Origin of the sequence: Aliiglaciecola sp. M165, from assembly GCF_007197995.1 — a bacterium.
GTDB lineage: Bacteria > Pseudomonadota > Gammaproteobacteria > Enterobacterales > Alteromonadaceae > Aliiglaciecola.
This window is the reverse complement of sequence record NZ_VKKH01000002.1, coordinates 362,594-384,465: the sequence shown is the minus strand read 5'-3', so window position 1 is coordinate 384,465 and position 21,872 is coordinate 362,594. Positions and strand designations below refer to the sequence as shown.

18 protein-coding genes are annotated in these 21,872 nt (G+C 42.5%); 6 read left to right on the top strand and 12 right to left on the bottom strand.

The features are described from left to right. Positions 1-117 precede the first annotated feature (117 nt). The gene (locus FM019_RS03965; RefSeq protein WP_143834602.1) at positions 118-855 is read left to right on the top strand and encodes a FadR/GntR family transcriptional regulator; all 738 of its coding nucleotides are present in this window, start codon (positions 118-120) and stop codon (positions 853-855) included. Between the two features lie 217 nt (positions 856-1,072). Next, positions 1,073-1,639, top strand: coding sequence for a type II CAAX prenyl endopeptidase Rce1 family protein (locus FM019_RS03960; RefSeq protein ID WP_185969178.1), 567 nt, complete (start codon positions 1,073-1,075; stop codon positions 1,637-1,639). 39 nt (positions 1,640-1,678) lie between these two features. On the opposite strand, the gene FM019_RS03955 is transcribed toward FM019_RS03960, so the two are convergent. Both FM019_RS03955 and FM019_RS03950 read right to left on the bottom strand, forming a co-directional pair. Beyond that, the gene (locus tag FM019_RS03955) at positions 1,679-1,999 is read right to left on the bottom strand and encodes a P-II family nitrogen regulator (RefSeq protein WP_143834600.1); all 321 of its coding nucleotides are present in this window, start codon (positions 1,997-1,999) and stop codon (positions 1,679-1,681) included. Between the two features lie 33 nt (positions 2,000-2,032). Beyond that, positions 2,033-3,010 (bottom strand): sodium-dependent bicarbonate transport family permease, encoded by a 978-nt coding sequence (locus FM019_RS03950; RefSeq protein WP_260681519.1) that lies wholly within the window; start codon positions 3,008-3,010, stop codon positions 2,033-2,035. 127 nt (positions 3,011-3,137) lie between these two features. Here FM019_RS03950 and FM019_RS03945 point away from each other — a divergent pair, with 127 nt between their 5' ends. Further along, positions 3,138-4,070, top strand: a complete 933-nt coding sequence (locus FM019_RS03945) for a LysR family transcriptional regulator (protein WP_143834598.1) — start codon at positions 3,138-3,140, stop codon at positions 4,068-4,070. A 36-nt stretch (positions 4,071-4,106) separates the two neighbouring features. On the opposite strand, the gene FM019_RS03940 is transcribed toward FM019_RS03945, so the two are convergent. The 4 genes from FM019_RS03940 to FM019_RS03925 form a co-directional block, all read right to left on the bottom strand. After that, positions 4,107-7,286 (bottom strand): response regulator, encoded by a 3,180-nt coding sequence (locus tag FM019_RS03940; RefSeq protein WP_143834597.1) that lies wholly within the window; start codon positions 7,284-7,286, stop codon positions 4,107-4,109. A 30-nt stretch (positions 7,287-7,316) separates the two neighbouring features. Then, on the bottom strand, positions 7,317-7,526 hold the full coding sequence (locus FM019_RS03935) for a hypothetical protein (RefSeq protein WP_143834596.1): 210 nt from the start codon (positions 7,524-7,526) through the stop codon (positions 7,317-7,319). A 62-nt stretch (positions 7,527-7,588) separates the two neighbouring features. Then, complete coding sequence (locus tag FM019_RS03930; RefSeq protein WP_143834595.1) at positions 7,589-8,407, bottom strand: SAM-dependent methyltransferase; 819 nt, start codon at positions 8,405-8,407, stop codon at positions 7,589-7,591. A gap of 165 nt (positions 8,408-8,572) precedes the next feature. Further along, positions 8,573-9,349, bottom strand: a complete 777-nt coding sequence (locus tag FM019_RS03925; protein ID WP_221934354.1) for a glutathione S-transferase N-terminal domain-containing protein — start codon at positions 9,347-9,349, stop codon at positions 8,573-8,575. A gap of 166 nt (positions 9,350-9,515) precedes the next feature. On the opposite strand from FM019_RS03925, the gene FM019_RS03920 reads away from it, so the two are divergent. After that, positions 9,516-10,469 (top strand): MBL fold metallo-hydrolase, encoded by a 954-nt coding sequence (locus FM019_RS03920; RefSeq protein ID WP_260681518.1) that lies wholly within the window; start codon positions 9,516-9,518, stop codon positions 10,467-10,469. Between the two features lie 258 nt (positions 10,470-10,727). Then, entirely contained in the window at positions 10,728-12,551 is a 1,824-nt protein-coding gene (locus tag FM019_RS03915) for a S8 family serine peptidase (RefSeq protein WP_143834593.1), read from the top strand. A gap of 150 nt (positions 12,552-12,701) precedes the next feature. Here the strand turns inward: FM019_RS03915 and FM019_RS03910 are convergent, their stop codons facing one another. The 5 genes from FM019_RS03910 to hppD form a co-directional block, all read right to left on the bottom strand. Continuing rightward, the gene (locus FM019_RS03910; RefSeq protein WP_143834592.1) at positions 12,702-13,145 is read right to left on the bottom strand and encodes a DUF3592 domain-containing protein; all 444 of its coding nucleotides are present in this window, start codon (positions 13,143-13,145) and stop codon (positions 12,702-12,704) included. A gap of 44 nt (positions 13,146-13,189) precedes the next feature. After that, positions 13,190-17,797 carry an EAL domain-containing protein gene (locus FM019_RS03905; RefSeq protein ID WP_143834591.1) on the bottom strand — a complete coding sequence of 1,536 codons (4,608 nt, stop codon included), beginning with the start codon at positions 17,795-17,797 and terminating at the stop codon, positions 13,190-13,192. Between the two features lie 233 nt (positions 17,798-18,030). After that, positions 18,031-19,041 (bottom strand): fumarylacetoacetate hydrolase family protein, encoded by a 1,011-nt coding sequence (locus tag FM019_RS03900; RefSeq protein ID WP_143834590.1) that lies wholly within the window; start codon positions 19,039-19,041, stop codon positions 18,031-18,033. Beyond that, positions 19,038-19,586: a VOC family protein gene (locus FM019_RS03895; protein ID WP_143834589.1), complete on the bottom strand. Its 549-nt coding sequence runs from the start codon at positions 19,584-19,586 to the stop codon at positions 19,038-19,040. Before FM019_RS03895 ends, FM019_RS03900 begins: the two co-directional genes overlap by 4 nt. Positions 19,587-19,588: 2 nt before the next feature. Beyond that, a complete protein-coding gene (gene hppD / locus FM019_RS03890; RefSeq protein ID WP_143834588.1) occupies positions 19,589-20,677 on the bottom strand; it encodes a 4-hydroxyphenylpyruvate dioxygenase in 1,089 nt (362 codons plus the stop codon). Positions 20,678-20,816: 139 nt separating this feature from the next. Between hppD and FM019_RS03885 the strand changes: the two genes are divergently transcribed. Continuing rightward, positions 20,817-21,272 (top strand): MarR family winged helix-turn-helix transcriptional regulator, encoded by a 456-nt coding sequence (locus FM019_RS03885; RefSeq protein WP_143834587.1) that lies wholly within the window; start codon positions 20,817-20,819, stop codon positions 21,270-21,272. Between the two features lie 10 nt (positions 21,273-21,282). On the opposite strand, the gene FM019_RS03880 is transcribed toward FM019_RS03885, so the two are convergent. After that, positions 21,283-21,723, bottom strand: coding sequence for a hypothetical protein (locus FM019_RS03880; protein WP_143834586.1), 441 nt, complete (start codon positions 21,721-21,723; stop codon positions 21,283-21,285). Positions 21,724-21,872: the final 149 nt, after the last annotated feature.

Here is a 21,872-nt window from a genome sequence, read left to right as displayed (position 1 = left end):
ACCAAAATACGTATTAACAACACATAAAATTAGATTACAATATAAGAATCAAAGGCGTAGGGTAACTATGTTCAACGCCATTTTGATTGTTATTTATTTATATTAAAGGGTTCACACATGAAAAGCCGTCGTATGTTCTGGCAAATTGCAGAGAAAATTGAGGCATTAATAGAGTCTGGGTTGTATCCACCAGGCAGTAGATTGCCACCAGAGCGTGAACTTGCTGAAACATTCGATGTAAGCCGCCCAACAATACGTGAAGCCATAATCGCTTTAGAAGTCATGCAACTTGTTGAAGTGAAAACGAGCTCAGGTGTGTACGTTCTCGAAAAAGAGAAAGACAACGACGAAGAAAACGCTGAAAAAATCAGTGCTTTTGAGCTTACCCAAGCTCGCGCACTAGTAGAAGGCGAGGCGGCTGCTTTGGCGGCGATGTCAATCACTCAAGAAGAGCTGGCAGCCTTGAAAAAAACCCTGGATGCGATGGAGTCTGGTATCGAGGCGGAAAAAGCGGATCGTGAATTTCATCTCATAATCTCTAACGCGACAAGGAATAACGCTATCCTATTGGCAGTAAGAAAATTCTGGGCGTTAAGGGATTCGCTACCCCATATCACTGCGGCTTATGCAGGTGTCTGCAGCCAGTCTGATAGTGATCGATTAGAAGAACACAAAGCGATTTATCAAGCTCTTCTGGATAAAAATTCTCAGGCGGCAAGGTCAGCAATGCATGAGCACTTTAATCGCTTGATCAATGCACTTTTTGCAATCAGTGAGGCAGAAGCCCTCGAGGAAGTGCGTAAAAAAACCAGTCAAACTCGAGACCTCTATTCATTGAGCCATTTAGTAAACTAATTCTCTTGGGCGGTGTTCTATCATCGCCTTTTACTTTTTGTTTTATCGCACCGTGACAAAATAATCTTCACTGCCCCCTCACAAGTAGTTTATTCTTTGATTTACCTTGGCAAAAGCACACTGGCTGCCGTGACTTGCAATGATAACTAATCACTCATCTATGTTCCGTCTTGTTGAATGTCTAACACTGTTTATATTGTTACCGGTGTCTCTGAGCATGCCACTACCAATATGGACCAAGCTAGCAATGGTTCTGGTTGGATTGGTGTACTTAATACGAATCATGCATTGGGGTAAACAATTTTCGATAACGTTGTCTGTTGGTTTGGGCAATATCAGCAATAGGTACTGGGTGTTGTTGAGATTTGTTACTTTCGCGATTGCCAGTGCGGCGTGGGTGTATATAACCAACCCAGAAAAACTATTTATTATGCCCTTACAACATACCTGGTTTTGGGTGTTAATCAGTGTGTTTTATGTGGTTATCTCCGTCTATCCTCAAGAAGTCATTTATCGTCAGTTTTTTTTTTGGCGTTATAAAGATCTTGTTCCTAACCAGCAGCTGTTTATATTGTTAAATGCCAGTTTATTCTGTTTAGCGCATTTAATGTTTTGGAACAATCTGGTGTTAGTACTGACCTTTTTGGGTGGATTGTTGTTCGCCAATACCTATGCGCGATCGCAGTCTGTCATGACAACTTCAATTGAGCACAGTCTCTATGGGTTATGGCTTTTTACTATTGGTGCCGGAGAAATGCTGGCATTCCCGATGCCCTCAAGTTAATGAATTTATTCAATGCCAGGTTATGCGAAGAAATCAATTTCAGAACTTCTCTGGCCGCAGAATTTTAATATCTTCAAGGTAGGTAATACCTGAATAATTTTTAAAATAGGTTTGCCTGACCTTTTCCATGATTTCCTCCGCCATAGAGTAATTGTTTACGATTATTTCGATTTGAACATTAGCAAAATCGTCTACTACTGACGAGCGCTGGGCGGTTGAACGATTGTTTCTACTGCCCTTGCCACCCGCGGCAAATAGGGTGTAACCGGTAGCACCACATGATTCAATAATGTTGCACACACCCTTGGCGATAATTTTTTCGGTGATAATGACCACCTTTTCTGCTACATGAAGAGTCATAATGTTTTATCCTAATATGAATCGTTACGTATTTTAAAAAACAGCTTGCGCTAACACGATGAATAATGGAATACATATCGCTATAGCAACAGGTGTTCCTACGCTTGTCGAAGCACCAATATAGGCTGATGGATTCGCCGAAGGAATTCCGCTACGCAATGTTGGAGGCCCAGAGATATCAGAGCTTGAGGCTGCCATAACAGAAAGTAAAATCACACCCCCTGGACTAAAGCCGACAGTATGATGGGCGATATAACCGAGTCCGAAGGCAAGCAACCCGTGCGCGATGGGTGAAAAGAATGCGTATACCGCATACCAATGAGCAACACGCCTCAACTCATTTATTCGTGAGTAGGCTTCCATTCCCATAATTAGCATTAGAATTGAAAGAAAGCCACGAAACAGCGGCTCATAAAAACTATCAAATACCCGATCTGGCATTGTCAATAAACCTAATGCCAAACCAAGCAGTAGCGCAGATAACGCAGATCCTTGCAGGCTATCCTTAACTATACCCCAAACATCGACTTTGGTTTCATTGCCTTCTTTTTGTTTTTTCAAATAGATATTTGCCAATACTATAGCCAATACAAGGGCGGGAATGTCCATGAAAGGATACAAGGCTGGAACCCACGCTTCATAGGGTATTGATTCTTCTTCCATGACCACCATCACCGCAGCAAAAGTCGAAGCACTTACTGCACCGAACAAGCCCGCAGTGGCATAACCATCTTCTTTTTTAATACTGGGCAGTAAAGAGAAAACAAAGATCCCGATGAGCACAATGACAACGCCTATCACCATTGCGAAAAAAGCAGGTAGCAGCATTTCAGCTAAATTCGCATCGCGAATTTCCATGCCGCCTTTAATACCAATTTTCATAAGCAGTACGAACACGATAAATTTGTAGATTGCGTCCGGGATCGCCAGTTTGCTGCCCATTGCGGCTAGAAGCATACCGCCGATTAGAAATCCTAAGGTAGGGGATTGAAACTGCGTAAGTAAACGCATTAAAAAATCGTATAAAAAATCCATCTGCGAATCTGTGATTTGGTAAACAATGAGGGAGTATTGTAATGATTTTTTATATTTGTGATAATCGATTTATTATCAATTTATCATAGATTATTATAGATATATGAGTTGGTCACGTCGTCTCCATACCCGCCAAACTACTTTTCGCCAGCTTGAAATCTTTATGGCCGTTGCCGATCATGGCAGCGTCACCCATGCAGCAAAAGTGTTACATCTGGCACAGCCAACAGTCTCTACCCAAATAGCAAAACTCGCAGAAGCACTGAATTGTCGTTTATTTGAGCAAATTTCGAAAAAGCTCTATTTAACTGACACGGGCCAAGAAGTCCTTGATGCGACCCGCAAATTATTTGCTGTAATGGATAACTTGGAAACGCGTTTGGCGCAACGAGCAGGGCTGTCGTTGGGACATTTGCGAATAAGTGTGGTGACAACCGCCAAATATCTTATTCCTCGCTGGCTTGGCGAGTTTTGTGAACAATATCCGGGTATCGAACCGGAATTTCAGATTGGTAACAGAGCGGAAATCATTGAGCGTTTAAAACATAATATGGATGATCTATACGTATTTAGTAATCCTCCGCGAGAACTGGATATTGAAGCTGAATTTCTGACTAAAAACCCCCTTGTCGTTATTGCCAAGCAAGAACATAAACTGGGAAATGAAAAGCACATATCGTGGGATCAACTATACGATGAACGTTTGTTAATGCGAGAGCAGGGGTCAGGCACACGCTATGCAATCGAACAATTTTTTGCTCAACATGGTTATCGCATGCAAAGCCCTATTACCGTGGCAAGTAACGAGGCGATAAAAGAATCTGTTATGGCAGGCTTGGGGATTGCCATTCTTAGCCGTCATGCGTTAAATCACATGGCACCGGGCAATTTAATTGAGTTACCTGTTGTCAACTTTCCTATCCCCAATAGTTGGTATTGGGTGTCACCAAAAGGAAAGCAAATCTTCGAGGCGGCTACGGCTTTTAAGGCGCATGTTGCAAATAGTTTGCGACTTGATCTTACAGAAATGTCGTAAATTTTATCGTTCAGCCTTTTGTTGAACTAAATGTCTCTACTCGGCAGAGAGCTTTTTCACAAGTTCCAAAATTAGTTGTTTGAATCGTTCAGCGCGGGCTAATACGGCTTCTAAATTGTTATTTTGAGGATCTTTTGCCGCCCTTTCAATTTGTGCCGCTTCCGCCATCAAATGGTAGGCGCCGATGTAGGCAACCGCTGAGTTAAACGAGTGCACAGTGGCAGCGATGGCGTTCAGATCCTGTTTCTCTAGTGCTTTGGCAAGGTTTTTAACCTCGTCGTGCATGTCAACAAACGTCTTAACCATAACTGCGTAGACTTTTTCGTCATCATTGAAAAGTTTTATGGCTTTTTCTCTGTCGACAGTGAGTAATGCACTTTGCTCATTTTCTGTCGGCATTTGAAGTGTATTGGGTGACAACAATTTTACTTCGTTTCTGCCATCCAATTGTTCTTGAATCACTTGATACAAATGAGCCGCTTGAACAGGTTTGATCAGGTGTGCATTGACCCCAACAGCAAAACTCTTTTCAATCTCGGTTTGTAATGCATGAGCTGTCATGGCAACTATCGGTATGTCAAGCTTGAGCTCTTCACGGGTTTTCTGTGTAGCAGTTAAGCCATCCATGATGGGCATTTGCATATCCATTAGAACCAGATCATATTGATGCGAACCAGCCAACATTTGTAGGGCAATCAACCCATTTTCTGCAACGGAAATTTTGGCGTGGGTGTCTGCTAAAAAGAACCTGGCAACTTTGCGATTGATCTCATCATCTTCAACTAACAATATATGGACATTTGAGAAATCTGGCGTCTCAGGGGCCACGTTTTCAGATTTGATTAAGCTTGATTGGGATTGTTTTGTAGCACTTAACAAACAGTTCAACAGCGAACTGCTATTTATCGGTTTCTGCAAATAATGTTTTATGCCAAGCGGTTGTCCTAGTTCTTTTAGGGATTGAATATCAAAGGCAGAAAGCATGATGATTTTGGGCTTATTGAGAGTAAACTCTTGATTAATGATGGCTGCTAGCTCAATGCCATTTACATCAGCCATTTTCCAATCCAAAATAACTAAATCGTAGGGGGCATTTTCTAGTGCCGCCCGGCGCATACTTAATAGTGCATCATTACTTCCACTTGCCAAATCAGGATTGATGCCAATACGCAATAAGGCTTCAGCAATGGCTTGGCGCGATAAAACAACATCATCAACAACGAGCACTTTCAGGTCCGATAAATTTAACCCATCCGCAACGGCGTTTTCTTCCAGTTGTTGATATGCGTCAACTAGCACGGTGAAGTAAAACGTAGCACCTTGCCTTGGTTTGCTTTCGACCCATATTTCACCACCCATCAGAGAGACTAAATTCTGACAAATAGAGAGCCCAAGTCCGGTGCCGCCATATTTGCGAGTAATGGATTCGTCTGCTTGAGTAAACGCATCAAACAAGGTCTCTATTTGTTCTTCGGACAAGCCAATGCCAGTGTCTTTGACCGAAAACTCAAGCAATACGCCTTGCTCAGAATACTTTTTATTCACCGACACTGAAATCAGCCCTTGTTCGGTGAATTTAAGTGCATTACTGAGCAAATTGTTTAACACCTGCTGGATGCGGAATGCGTCTCCTTCAATGTGCAAAGGTACGTCTCGTGCGACATATTGAATCAATTCAATACGCTTCTCACGGGCTTTCAACGCATGCAAATCGATGGCCTGCTCAACCAACTTATCCAGCTCAAATGGAGCCGTTTCAATGTCGAGTTTTCCTGCCTCTATTTTAGAAAAATCCAGAATGTCATTGATGACGGACAGCAGCGTTTGTGAAGATTGTTCAATCTGACTTAAATTGGTTTCTTGTTCCTGGTTGAGCTCAGAGCGTTGGGTCAATTTGGTTAACCCAACGATAGCGTTAATTGGGGTGCGAATTTCATGACTCATACGCGCTAGGAAGTCCGATTTTGCATCCGTTGCTTGTTTCAAGTTATCTGCTAATACGCGCAACGTGCGTTTTTGTTGGGTTGTTCGCACAAATAGAATCAGTAGCAAAGTCGCAATGGCGACAGCCGTTGCGATAATAGAAATTTGAAATCTATTTTGTTGTGACGCTAACTTTTGATTGAGTTGCAATTCAGTGATTTGCTGGATTTTTTGCTCGGTCTCTAAGCGTGCCCGATTGAAAGCTAATTGCTCTGATTGACGGGTGTCAAATACTCGTTGTTGGATTTCTGAGTATTGTTTTTGCAAGTCAAAGGCAAGTTTATAGTTTTGCTCTTTGAATGCGATATTGGCAAGTCCCTGCAATGATTCAATTTGGAATTTACCAAAACTCAATTCTTGAGCCAGATTTAGCGACCAATTTAATGACGTTTTAGCTTCTTCTATGTTATTTACAGCTAACAAAATTTCTGACTTAAGAGAACTCGCTGCAAGTTGCCTAAACTTGTAATTTCCTTCAATCGAATCTTGTAATATTTTCTCGATCGTAGCTAAAGCAGCCTCATAATCACCGAGCTTTAACATCGTTTGAGCTAGGTAATATCCGATCATTGGCGGAGGATTCTTGGGGTCTTTGACAACCGTTTGAAGGACAGTTTCTGCCTCAGCAATTTGGCTTTTCTTAATCATTCCCGAAACAATGAAAGTGTAACCTTGCTCTTCAAAGTGGCTATTACCTCGCTTTACGGCTTCCGCAACTAAAAGTTCGCCTGTTTCAATGAGATCATCAGCCCATTGCGGAGAATCCGCGTATAGATTTCCAATAGCTTGTAAGTTGTTTTGGATATATTTGCTGTCGAGCGATTGATGAATTTCAAGGCTTTTGCTCAGGAGCTCCAGTGATTCACCATGAAGATCGAGCAAACTTGTGATAATTCCTTGTCGACGAATTGCTTCTGCCTGTTGTATTTTATTACCACTTTTACTGGCTAATTCTTCAGCCTGTATCACTTTCTCATAAGCTTTCTCGTAATTTCCTTCAAGAATATACAGATGTCCTTGTAAATTCAGAACATGAGCTTCCAAGGAGGGGTTGTTGTTTCCTGTCAGGTAGTTTTCAGCTTGATCAAGAAGTTTGTTAGCTAGTGTAGGGTTAGCAAAGACATTTGCTTCTGCTGTTTGCAAAAGATTATCAATTTCAATTGAATCTTGAGCAGACACATAAGGAATGATCAGCAAGTATAGTATCGCTCCCAAATGTCTTAAGCTAACCATAAGATATCTCTTATCAACTAGACGACTATGTCATTTCGAGCAGTCAATTTGTACATTGTCAGCACCTTCAGCTTCACAGCGTTGTTTCATGCTTTCGAGATCATTTTTCGCACAAATCTGAACATCTTCTTCATTTAGACTAAATGATCTGGCAGTACCTTCTGGATCAGCAAGGTATTTTTTTTTAAGATCTTCATCTTTGTCCATTGTTATCAAAAATTTGACGAGTTTATCAGCCATTGTCGGTTCCTTTTTTCTTTTTGGTTTAAGTATCAACTATTAGCATCTTGGTTGACACATAGTTAATTTGGCGTTTCAGATAATGTTTTGTTAAACATTTCGGGGGTTAAATCCAGCTTGGACATGACATCTATATCAAATTCTGGGAGACCTAAAGAAGGGACTACTAGTGTGCTTATGCCCTTAGGAATGACCGTGCCTAAATTTCTGAGCAGGACCTTTTCAATTCTCGGCTTAGCTACTGGGATCGTTGATGCTTCATAAACTATGACTTCGTGATCGCATGGGTAGGATTGCAGTAGCCTGTCCCTAAGTACATTGAGTCCAGGGTGTTCAGCTTTTTCTTTGTTATACGTAAAATCACCTATGCTGCCAATCTGCCAAATGATCTGCATCATGTAAGGATCGATAGTATATTGGCGCAATAAAAACTGTGTGGCTTCGTAGCTTTGACAACCATAGTGAGAGGGGTCCAAACCTAAATCAGCTATTAAACAATCCTCCGCCGATATCCCCGGCAGCATTTCAGCCTCATAACCAGCCTCATTCAACTCAACAATAGCCTTATGAGAAGGGTTAACAAATACTCCTGGATGACCATAAAATGCGGCAACAACACGCTTACCAGCTTTTACTTCATCGATGATACGCTGTTTCATTTTTTGATAGGTGATCACACGGGATTTACCTTGCTCATAATGGTGACGCAGGCAATGAGTGTTTGGATTCAGCATTTGCAAATTAATGTGTGCAGATTGGGTAACAACAGCTAACACGATGTCGGCGTTTTTGATCACACTCTCGCTAATCAAGGTCATTTGTCCTGATACTGTGATGCCAGTACCTACTACGACCAGTGATCCTTTTGGGTGTTGGTTCATTTCGTCCTTTTCCTTTGAACTTAAGGGTGCATGAAGCTATGCGGCGTAAACCCTTCGGCAAACTATAGAGGAGTTCTACTGTTTTGTTAATGGTTTTTTCTTACACCTTTAGTCTATGTTTGTATTAACCGTGTGCCCTTGCTTCACATGGGGATCAAGTTGTGCTTACGTATGATCTCCATAGGTGTAGTTTAAATACTCAACAATTTCAGCCGCTTCAAACATGGCTACGTCGTTGTTAGAGTCGATAAGGTAAGGAATCGACATTCGCCCGGTTTTTTCTTGCAACGCGATACGATTGTATAACTTGCTTTGTGGATGAATGTTGAGCATATCTCTAACCGGTGGGATCAACCATTCGCCCAATTCGGTTCTACCGCAATTGCGCAAGATATAAGGAATCTCCAGTTCACATAGAGTGTCTCGCACGAGTCGGGCAAAAGGGCTCGACTCAAAGCTATAAAGTTCCAACAATTGTTCAGGCGCAGTCGATGACTTTTTGTTTTTTCCGACGCCGATTCTTGCTGTGCTTACCAGTGAAGAGCTAAATGTATGAATGGGTTGCAGTTGCCATTTTAGTGGTACAGATCTTTGTCCATAAGTTTCAAAAAGGTATTTGATTATGTCAAAAGATTCGTACATCTTTGTATCGTTGTTGGGGTCCACTAAAAATGGAAATTGGGCTTTACCACCAAGTTCTTCGACGTCTGGACGATAGCGCTCGCCGCCTTTTGGGCAAGGGTAAATCTCTGCATCCAAATCCAATTCAGTCAGCGCCTCTCTGACCAAGCGACAATGAGGGCAAGCTTCGAATTCGTAAAGCTTCAACAACTTCTCAGGTTTGATTTTGGCGGGTGTCACGCTGATACCCGTTCCTGTGCGAAGTAGGGTGCCAAGCATTGAGCTGGCAAAATTGAGTGAATGTAAAAGTGGACGTTTCAACGTAATGCTCTTTGAAGTTGTTTAGCTCAAAGTAGCAGAAAAAGCGATGATAATAAAAACAGTTGGCAGGATTTCCGTATTACTAACCGAGGTTTGTATTTTATTGTTTAGTGGGTAAGATGGTTTTCATCTCATTTGTTATTTTGCTTTGAATGGAATTCAAATCATGTCCAAGTATCTAATTCTGCTGCTATTTTCGGTCAGTCTTAACGCATTTTCAGCCACGGATTCTGGTCATCAATACAATAAAGTAAGCGCCTTGAAAGTGACGACGCTGTCAACCATGCTAGCTAGTCGGGGGATCGGTGAATGGGGTTATTCAGCGCTTATTGAGGTTGATGGAAAAAAAATCCTTTTTGATACAGGAAACCGTCGAGATACCGTACTAAAAAATGCCAAAGATCTCGACATCGATTTGTCAGAAGTCGAAGACGTTATCCTGAGTCATAACCATGGCGACCATACCGGCGGACTGCTGGCCTTACGCACTGAATTAATAAAGAAAAACCCGAATGCACTAAAGCGAGTACATGTTGGAAAAGGCATATTCTTGCCTAGAGCAAATTATCAAAATCGCGCTTTAAACGATAAGCAGAAATTGATAGATGCGGGTGTTGAATTTATTGAGTATGAACAGGTCACTGAGATATTTCCTGGCGTCTGGCTGACTGGTAATGTGGAACGTATCCATAACGAACGCAATTGGAGTGGCCGAGGCTTAATTAAAACCGCACAGGGAGAAATTGAAGACACTATTCCAGAAGATATGTCTTTAGTTATCGATACTGAAAAAGGCTTTGTGCTGATTTCCGGCTGTGGTCATGCAGGTATCATTAATACCATGCAACACATTACCAAACACATACACCCAGGTCCGATATCGACTGCTATCGGCGGCTTTCATCTGGTTAGCGCCAGTGATGAGCATTTAGATTGGACTGCAAATAAACTGAAATCATTTGGGCTTACACAAATAATCGGTGCACACTGCACAGGGATCGACGCACTGTATTCATTGCGTGGTTTGCTTGGGGCAAGTCGACAAAATGTTGTCGTCGGCTCAGTGGGTGACCAATTTGATTTAGAAAATGGAGTCAAAGCTGGGTTTATTGCTCGTTGAGTAAATTTTGCTTGGGTAATTATATTTTCCCAAATTCGAGATCCTATTCTAATTATTTGTTTTGATTGGTTTTCCACCTAAGTGATTAGAAAAAAATCAAAGCCATCCATCTTGTAATCTTGTCAATTCATCTCAAATATACTAGTGTGCCTCTTCGCTGAATAAATTCAGTGTATTAAAAAATATAATTATAATTAATAAAGACGAGTATGGATTTCCATATTTAAGTCTTTTACAACAAGTAGTTAGGTAATACCTATGAAGAAGTTCAATCTTAAACCCCTCGTTTCATTTACACTCCTCGCACTGTCTACAACAACCCTACAAGCTAATGAACGAGTTATCGTTCAAGTTGATAATCCAGGTAAAGGAATTGTCAAAAATTTAGCTCGTCAAGCCGGTGGCGAAATCAAAGTTGAAGGCGACGGATTTATCGCATTGCAGTTTGATGGAAAAAACTTAGATCAAATCAAGGGATTGTTAAATAACCCTCACGTAAAACTCGTAGAAGTGGACCAGGTACGTCGTCCATTGGCGTTATTCAACGATGATTTGGGTGACCCAATGACTCAACAGATCACTCCCTATGGTTTTTATCAAGCTCAAGCTGATCAAGTTACCTTCAACCCAAATGCTGGTATGAAAGTGTGTGTAATTGATTCTGGACTTGATGCGTCTAATCCAGACTTCCTATGGGATAAAGTCACAGGTGATAATGATTCTGGCACTGGTAATTGGTTTGAAGCTGGCGGAGAGCATGGTACTCACGTAGCCGGGACCATTGGTGCTGCAGACAATTCTTTTGGTGTCATTGGCATGGCGCCAGGTGTTGATATGCATATTATCAAAGTATTTAACGCTGACGGATGGGGATACTCTTCGGATCTTGCCAAAGCAGCCCAGCTTTGTTCTGATGCCGGTGCGAATATCATCAATATGAGTCTCGGCGGCGGTGGTGCAAACAGCACTGAAGAAAATGCCTTCGAAGCGTTTAAAGCAGCTGGTGGTCTGGTTGTCGCAGCAGCAGGTAATGACGGCAACTCAGTTCGTTCTTATCCAGCGGGCTATTCTGCGGTTATGATGATTGGGGCAAACGACGCTAACAACGCAATCGCTGACTTTTCACAATTTCCTTCCTGTACAACTGGACGTGGAAAACGTGTTACAACAGATGAAACGATTTGTGTGGAAGCGACAGCAGGTGGTGTTGACACATTATCAACCTTCCCAGCAGGTTTGGCTACCACGTCGAATCTAACGGCTGATGGTGGTGTATTTGCTTCCTCTGCGATGGAGAATACAGGCAGTATTGCGCAGCAAACCTATTTTATGGGTACGGCTGAAGCCACAGACGCCGGAGCCAATGGCAAAATTTGTGTGATCGACAGAGGCAATGTTTCATTTTTTGATAAGGTGAATAACTGCGAGCAATCTGGCGGTGTTGGCGCTGTGATCATTAATAACGAACCCGGCATACTTTACGGTACCTTAGGCGACACGAATACGACGTCTATTCCTGCAGTTGGTGCGGCGTTAGAAGATCGAAGTGCACTTTTGGCGGCAAGCACTATGGATATCTCCATCGGTTCTAGTGACTACGGCTTCTTAAGCGGTACATCAATGGCGACACCGACTGTTTCAGGTATTGCAGCACTTGTTTGGTCAAATCACCCTAACTGTACTGGTGAAGATATACGTAATGCACTGAAGCAAACTGCCCTTGATGGCGGTGCATCAGGCAAAGACGTTTACTTTGGCTACGGTATTGTTCAAGCAGCCGCTGCAGACGCATATTTAACGGCTAACGTATGTGGCGGTGTTGAGCCACCACCACCTTCTGGTGATTTCACTCTTTCTGCAAACGGTTTCAAACGAAAAGGGCTACAAAATGTTCGCCTTAATTGGACTGGAGCAACGACTGCACAGGTTGATGTTTATCGCGATGGCCAGTTGATTTCCACAACGGCTAACGACGGCGAGTACGTTGACGCTCTGAACAGAAAAGGCGGTGGCAGCTATCTTTATCAAGTTTGTGAAGACTCAAGCAACACCTGTAGTGAGACTCAACAAGTTATCTTTTAAGATTTAGGATTTTGTCGTGCTTCCGCTGGTAGCAAGACAAAAAACTTTTCTTGACTATATCAAGGCCCGACATGACTAAATGTCGGGCTTTTTATTTACACAGAGCCCAATGCAATTTCTTACCTTGCAATGTTCTGACGATTTATCAGTTTAATTTTTCGTTTTATTAGCTAAACGTTTCTTCACATTTTTATAAATGGCAAACGAGATGACAATAGCTAAAAAGGAGAACAGTAGCGGATAAAACCACAACTGCATAAAGGAATTGATCAACACATTTTTGCGGTCTTTAGGGTCGATTAAGATCTCTACCTGATCACCGATGCTGTATTCACACCACGCTTTTTTTTGCCATCTAAACCCACCTTTTGCTTTTGTCCCTGAGGGTGAAACTGCCACTGGGCCAAAGCTAGTGGATGCGCGATTGCTGGATTTTTGACGATAGGAATAACAATCAGTAATCTGTGCCGATTCGCGTTCAAACGTAAGTGCTGCAACTAAAGCGTTATAAGTAAAATATATAGAAGCCGGAACGGGAAATAGAAGACCCATCAACAACACTGCTCCGATAATATATCCAAGGATCTTTGCCATGATATCAAGTTACTTTTAACAGTTGTTATACAGCTTTCATGTCCTTAGCGTTGAAGGTCGACAGGTTCAAACGCTTCGATAAATTGAATGACATCATTCTCTGGCATGGGCTTTGAAAAAAAGTAGCCTTGTAAATATTGGCAGCGATTTTCCCTAAAGAAGTGAGCTTGCTCGATTGTTTCTATGCCCTCTGCTACACATTGAATTTGCAAACTCTCAGCCATTCTTAAAGTTGCTTTTACTATAGCTTCACTATCTTTATTCACGCCAACATCTTGAACAAAGCTTTTATCAATTTTAAGTAAATCAATGGGAAAGTCTTTTAGATACTTTAAGGATGAGTAGCCTGTTCCAAAGTCGTCTAGTGCAATTTTAAAACCCAGTGACTTCATCGCTGAAAGAGAAGTCATTGCGCTTTCATAGTCAGACATGAGCGCGCTTTCAGTGATTTCAAATCGAATGCTGCTGGTGCTCAACTTATGTTCGCTTAACAAATCTAAAAGGGCGTCCAGTTTGACCTCGCTGGACAAGTGTTTGGCAGATAAATTAATCGACACATAAAAGGGTAAGTCCGACTGATGAAAGTGTTTGAGTAGCGTTGCCGCCCGTGTGATCAGTCCCCAGGTCATTGCTTCGATCAGTCCAATATCCTCGGCCACCGGAATGAACACATCAGGTGTGATAACTGGTGAGGTGTTTGGCCACCGCATGAGTATCTCAAAGCCTTCGATTGTGCCGGTTGTACAGCAAATAATGGGTTGATAGAAGCTAACGAACTCGTCGTTTTGGAAAGCAAACTTCACCTGGTTTTCAAGTTTTAGTTTTGTCTTCACCTGCTCATTCATACGCTCAGTGAAAAACTGAAAATTGTTACGCCCTAATTCTTTTGCATGATACATGGCAATATCTGAATTTTTGATCAGCTCGTTGGGTGTCGAACCGTCCTCAGGGTAAAGTGCGATACCAATACTGCCAGACACACTGACTATTTGATTTTCAAGTGATATAGGTTCTTGAAGTGCACTCATAATGTCATTAGCGATGTAAATGAGATTTTTACTTTCATCGACCTGTTCAATCATGACGACAAATTCGTCACCGCCTAACCTAGCGATAGTGTCTGATTGTCTGAGGGTCTTTAACAATCTTGCGCTGATAACTTTAAGCAATTCATCCCCGGCCTCATGACCCAAGCTATCATTGACTTGCTTAAACCCGTCAAGATCAACAAAAAACAATCCGATAATTGAATTGTCTCGGTTGGCTTGGTCAAACGCGTGCTGCACTCGGTCAATCAGCAAAGTTCTATTCGGTAGCCCGGTTAAGCTGTCGTAGTTTGCAAGGCGGACCAAGGCTGCCTCTGCAGATTTCTGGTCACTAATATCAGATAAAACCACTAAATATCGCTCTATCTGGGCGTGGGATTGGACGTCGCCTACCGCTGTGATACTAATACTTACATCGAATTCTTTATTGTTGAGTCCAACAATTTTCGATTCACCATTCCAGTGTTCAGAGACGGTCATATTTCTCATTTTTTTAAAAACAGTGACCAAATTATTTTGGTTAACCTGAAAGAGTTGTTCCAGCTGGGTTGAAATTTCGGTATTGACGTTAACACCCAGTGCCTCTTTAAAAGCCTGATTGGCAATAATGGGGTGGAAGTTGGGTTCAAAAATGACTACCCAGTCTTTGGTATGCTGAAAGGCTTCGCCGAACAATAATGCCTTATTGCGGGCATCCATCGATTCGGTAATATTTGAATAGGTTCCGACGAGCTTTATTCCTGGGTTCGTCTTCACGCCGCTAACTGGGGCGCCAACGTCCCTATACCACAGGTATTCCCCAGTGTGCGTTCGCAATCGATAGGTGATATCAAGGCTACGCTCATCCCCATTTACAACGCTCTGCCACTTGGTTTTGTACGCATTAATATCATGAACGTGGATCAGTTTGAGATGTTCTGTAAATGGTAAACTGTCCTCAGTATTTGCATAGCCAAGGGCCTGGGTCAATCGATGTTGAGAAATTTGGTTAGTGTGTTCATCCCATTCCCATACATCGCTATTACTGGCAGTGAGCGCCATTTTCAGACTGTTTTTACTGTGAAGCGTTTCGAGGTGTGCGGCATCGAGCACTTCTCTGTGTCTAACCCGCCTCATATACAGAATAGAAATCAAAGTAAGGAACAACACAATGTAAAGGGTCATTGCTAAGGGCGATGTGAAAGGGGGGTACTGTACGTGAATATATAATTTGCTGGGCGCTGACCATAGGCCAGACGAATTGTCCAAACTCGATACGTAAAACGTATGTTCGCCAGGATCCAAGCGCGCGAAAGTGACCTCCGTATTTTTGCTCGCAGGGTATGAGACTTTGTTTGGACCTTCCAGAGAATACCGATATACCGCTTTGCGAGTATGCTCATACTGCATAATCGAAAATGCTATTTTTATACCCACATCGTCATGAGCCAGAGTTATTGTGGTGTTGGCTTTATCGCCAATGCCTAGTTGAAGATCTTTAGAAATAAGCGACACATTGGAAATCACTACTTTAGCAGAGCTCGATAGATTACGTGTAAGCTGGCGTGGGCTAAACAATGTCATGCCTTGCTGAGAACCATAAGCAAGCTGACCATTTTTCATTATCGTGTCTGCGCCCCAATTAAATTCGTTTGTTGCGACGCCGTCTTTTACGGTGAATTGCAAAATCTGCTGAGTTTGGGGATTAAACTTTAGTAAACCTTTGTGGCTTCCCATCCAGATATTACCCGTCTCATCTTTATTCAAGCCAAACACCATGTTGGTGGGTAACAGATTATTGCTATTGAAAAAGTATTTTTGCTCAAATGTTGTTGGATCTAATCCATATAAACCATGACCAGGATAACTGATCCATAATGTTCCAAAGTCACCCAGCAAGACATTTGAAGGTGCTATGCTGTATTCGGCTTGGATTTTGTTTGCCACATGCAGTTGCAGAAGTTTTCCAGTCGATGGCTCCCATTGCCAGAGTTCCCCCGTTATTGCAATGAGCACGGCATTTGAATCAGCCTGATAATGCCTCAGAAAACTATAAAATTGGCTGGGTCGGATTGCTGAATTGATTTTTTCGTGAGGTACGATTTGTTGCGCCTGATCATCTACCAGCCAAAACTGATCCTCAGACATTGCTACATATTTGTTTTTGTCATAGCGAAAAATATCGTAAGCGTCTTCAGAATAGAGCACCGACTGCAGGGTGTTGTCGGTGCTTAGAGAGACGGTTTTTTTTGTGTCCAAGCTAAATTTTACGATACCGGTCCCGGTCACCAACCAAACATAACCAGGTTCTGCTTCTCTGATGGCATAAATGGTCCCATCTGAATAAACAGCCTTGTCATCCGAATTGACTAAGTAGTGAGAAATGGTGTTGTCCTCAGGTGAATACAAATTCAATCCATTGTTTGTGCCTACCCAGAGGGTTTCGCTGTTCTTTTGCTGATAAAAGCTCAACACTGAACCATCACTCAATCTAGGGCTTTCATTTTTAGATGCGTAGAAATTGGAAAACAATGTTGAACCTGGGGACCAAAGTAGCGCGCCAGCAGATTGAGTAGACAGCCAGATTTGCCCGTTTTTGGTTATTGCGATTTCGTTAATGTCATCGTCAGAAAGTAGAATTCTTGCATCGGTAGGACGGAACAAATGTTGTCGCTCATTGGTAGATAAATCAAAAATGAACAGGCCTTTGTCGGTGGCAACATAAAACTGCTTATCTTCAAAATGCTTCATGTCCCATATGTTTAATTCGGCGAAAGCTAAGGTCGCTTTGGGTACATCTTGTTCGGTGATAACAGATTTTTTTAAATTGGCTAGATCAAACCAATACAACCCCTCTACAGTGCCAAGCCAAAACCGCTTATCCCCTTCAATATGGATAAACTTTGTATTCATATTATCTAAGGTCTGCTGAGTCTCGGGAACATGATCAATTTTCCGCACTGTCTGAGTTGGAATATGCTTTACAAAAAGCCCCACAGAGGTAGCGATAAAAAGATAGTCTTGATGAACGGCCAAAAATCGAATTGCTTCCGCATCGTCTACACCGTGTACAAGCAGGTCAAAAACTGACGAGGATTTATCCGTAACAAGATCATACTCGATGATGTTGTGATCCAATGCTATATAGAGTTGCCGATCATTACGTTGGATAAAATGCGAGGCGTATTGATACCAATCAGGCTGGTCTTTATAGACGAGATCGATTACCCGTTTGCTTGCCCCCGTTTGGCGATTAACCCGGTGTACACCGCTACTAAGAGTGCTTACCCACAAATCACCATTACTATCTTCAAACAAAGCATAAATCGCATCGTCTGCAAATTGCTGTTGCTGTCCAACGAGATGTAAATTTTCGTAGCCATCGTAACGATTTAATCCTGCTTCGGTGGCAAGCCATAAAAAGCCATCGCTGTCGATTAGCAGGTCGTTTATGGTGTCTTGAGTCAGGCCGTTTTCAGAGGAAAGTTGGGTAAATCTTGGCTCTTTGATAATAGTTTGTGCGCTGGCAATCGACACAAAAATCAGGCAATAAATCAGTCCGATTTTGGAAATTAAATTCTTAGCAGAATTCATAGAAGACAAAGGTAATAGTTGGTCAAACGACACGTTGTGCTACTTAGCAGGGCTCAAAGTAGAATATTCCGGCAACATACAACAACCTCATTGTGATTTTAAGCCTTCTAATCATGGCAAACAGCTTCGAAAACAACAAGTTGAATGATGAAAAATCATACGTTTTTTACCGCTCCGCTAACGGCACATTTAAGCAGCGCATAGTAGTGTTCGGAAAATCACTAGTGGCCCCTTTGGGTGCCACTAGTGGAAGGGCTTTTTTTAATTCACCCTTGTGGTTCGACCTTTTGATTTATCTGCCCAAAAATTGATTGACCCTGCGCATCAAACATTTCGATGCTGACTTTGTCGCCAAACTGCATGAAGGGCGTTGTTGGTTTGCCATTTTGAATGGTTTCGATCATGCGGATTTCTGCGATACAGCTGTATCCTAATCCGCCGTCTTTTACTGGTTTACCTGGTTCACCATCAAGTTTGTTTGACACTGTACCTGAGCCAATAATTGTGCCTGCAACAAGCGGGCGTGTGCGCGCTGCGTGAGCGATCAATTGACCAAAATGAAAAGTCATATCATTGCCAGCATTTGGCTTTCCAAAGATATCTTCGTTTAAATGAGATACCAATGGCAAAGACAATTTACCAGCGTTCCAGGCATCGCCTAACATCTCTGGTGTAAGGCAAACAGGGCTAAATGCGCTAGATGGCTTGGATTGGAAAAAACCAAAACCTTTGGCTAACTCGCCCGGGATCAATCCGCGCAGTGATACGTCATTGACTATCATCACCAGTTTAATGTGTTGCAGCGCGTCGTCGGCTGAAACCCCCATAGGCACATCATCGGTAATGACTGCAATTTCTGCTTCAAAATCAACACCAAAACCTTCGGTTTGCGGCATGATGATAGGATCCCTGGGGCCTAAAAAGCTGTCAGAGCCGCCTTGGTACATTAGCGGATCTGTCCAGAAACTCTCTGGCATTTCTGCATTGCGGGCTTTTCTTACCAACTCGACGTGGTTGACATAGGCGCTGCCATCAGCCCATTGATATGCACGTGGAAGGGGCGAGGCGCAGTCATTTTGATCAAAAGCTTCACCGCCAATCGCGCCTGATTCAAGTTGCTCAAACCGCTCTTTTAACTTGCTTTGTAAGGTCTGCCAGTTGTCCAATGCATTTTGCAGTGTCGGCGCGATATCCGACGCGGATGTCATTTTTGTCAAGGCAGAATTGACCACAACCAATTGACCGTCACGGCCACTTTTTAAACTCGCTAGTTTCATTTATTTGCTCCAGGAAAACCTTCACCATTGTGCAGCCAATCTGCGTGTCGCGGGGCCTTTTTGGTTTGTGACCATTCTTCCAACATGTCGGGTGCGACACGTTTCAGCTCGGCCATCATTTCAGGCGTACCCGTATTAGCGGCTAATTCTATACGATGGCCGTTTGGATCGAAAAAGTAAATAGACTTGAATATTCCGTGATCCGTTGGACCAAGAACATCAATGTCAGCGGCTTGCAAACGTGCTTTAGCTGCCAATAAATCGTCCATTGAAGGTACTTCAAAAGCAATGTGTTGAACCCACTGTGGTGTGTTCCCATCGCGATCCATTCTGGGTGAATTAGGCAGTTCAAAAAAGGCTAACACGTTGCCGTTACCCGCATCTAAAAACACATGCATATAGGGATCAGGTGCTTGAGTCGACGGGACTTTGTCTTCGGCAATGGCCAACTGAAAATCCATATCCAACATCTTTTGGTAAAACTCAACCGTCTCTTTAGCATCATGGCAGCGATACGCCACATGGTGAATTCTTGAGATTTGCATGCTTATGCCTCCTCTTTGCCCTTTATCACGCCGCGCGCTACTTGATCTCGTTCAATGGATTCAAACAACGCTTTAAAGTTACCTTCACCAAATCCATCGTCTTGTTTGCGCTGAATAAACTCAAAAAATACTGGGCCTAAAAGGGTTTCAGAGAATATTTGCAACAGCAAGCGCGGTTGTCCGCCTTCTGTCGTTCCATCTAGCAGAATGCCGCGGGTTTGTAGCTCTTCTACTGGCTCTCCGTGACCCGGCAAACGCTCATTAAGCATTTCGTAATAGGTTGCTGGTGGCGCGGTCATAAATTTTGTGCCTTGCTTTTTAAGTCTATCCCAACAAGCAAGCAAATCATCACATGCAAAGGCGATATGCTGAATACCTTCACCGTTGTACGCCATCAAGAACTCTTCGATTTGGCCTGTTCCGCCACCACCGGCTTCTTCGTTAAGTGGAATACGAATTTTGCCATCTGGTGCCGTCATCGCTTTAGACAACAAACCTGTGTATTCACCTTTAATATCGAAATAGCGAATTTCACGGAAGTTAAACAGATTCGTATAAAAATCCGCCCAAAATCCCATGCGGCCTCGGTATACATTGTGAGTTAAGTGATCCAAAGTGTGGAAGCCACAGCCTTCAGGATGACGATCTACACCTTCAATCCACTCAAAGTCGATATCGTAAATGGTTTCGCCTTCTTTGTAGCGGTCGATCAAATACAGAGTAGCGCCACCGATCCCTTTGATTGCAGGAAGCCTTAACTCCATTGGCCCCGTATATAATTCAATAGGTTGAGCGCCTTTTCTTAATGCTTCATTGTAGGCAAATTGGGCATCTTTTACGCGAAACGCCATACCACATGCTGATGGACCATGTTCTTCGGCATAATATGCCGCTGGGCTTTTCGGCTCGTAGTTGGTGATAAAGTTGATGTCTCCCTGACGCCAAAGCTCAACTTCTTTAGATTTGTGAACGGCAACTTTAGTGAAGCCCATAGATTCAAAAACGGGTTCTAAGATACCTTTTTCAGGTGCGGTAAATTCTACGAATTCGAATCCGTCCAAACCCATTGGGTTTTCAAATAAATCTGCCATTTCTCTTTTTCCTCAATTCAGTTTTGACTCACTATCAGCAATCAAGATTGCCAATAGTTGTTATTGCAACTAAATTAGTTGTTGATGCAACTAATGTCAAGTAAAGTTGGGTTATCTTGCAAAGACAATGAGGCACCAAATGGGCAACAATAAGTTACAGACAACCCTCACATTGGAACGATTTCTACCCTATCGCCTATCTATTTTGTCAAACAAAGTCAGTGGTATCGTGGCTGAAACCTATAGAGACAAATTCGCTTTATCGATAACGGAGTGGCGAATTATGGCGGTATTGGGCGAATATCCTGGTATTTCTGCTGACGAAATTTCACTAAAAACGCAATTGGAAAAATCGATTCTAAGTCGAGCAATTAGTAAGCTACTAAAAAGAAACCTGATTGAGCGCGAAATCGCTGCAGACGACAGGCGACGGTCTGAGATACGTTTGTCTAAAACGGGAAAAACAGTGTATCAAGAGATTGTTCCATTATCGTATCACTATGAACAGCAGTTGTTAGCCTGTTTGAATGAGCATGAACAAAACCAGTTTAGTGATTTAATAGATCGGATTTATGCCCATGCAGAACAAATGTGAGTTTACACTGTTAAAATGTGGAGCTGGTTTTAGATTGATTTAACCTGTCGGTGATTTCGCTGATGAAATTAGAATCTTCTGAATTGTGCATTTTCATAATCAACACACAATTGTCGGTTGCACAATGAATGCTAGTCTCTATGCCGGTTAAATCATATTCTGCCAATACATTGCTAATTTGCTGAATTGTATAACCCGTATCAGAGGTCAATGTTGAATAAACCGGGACAAAGTCTGGAAGGCGATTGTATTGACTATGGGTAGGCGCTTGTTGAGCAAAATTCCGCAGTCCCAAACTTGGATGGTCAAGGGTAAGATAAGCCGCAGCCATTAAAACACTCAAAAAATAAAATAAGGTCGTCCCAACCAACAATGATTTGGGCTCAAAGCCTCTGAATACTGAGTCGGCACCTAACCTAAATGGATTGCTTAAATTTGTGCTGGTGAACATATTAACGATTACTCCATGTTGTTAAACTGAATACCATCGATATTTGCATTAACGTTAGCAAAATCGTTTTGCTTTACAAGCCTGGAATTTAATCTAAAAAGGGTAACGCTCAACACGTTACCCTTGGTAGCCATTAATAGAATTTAGAT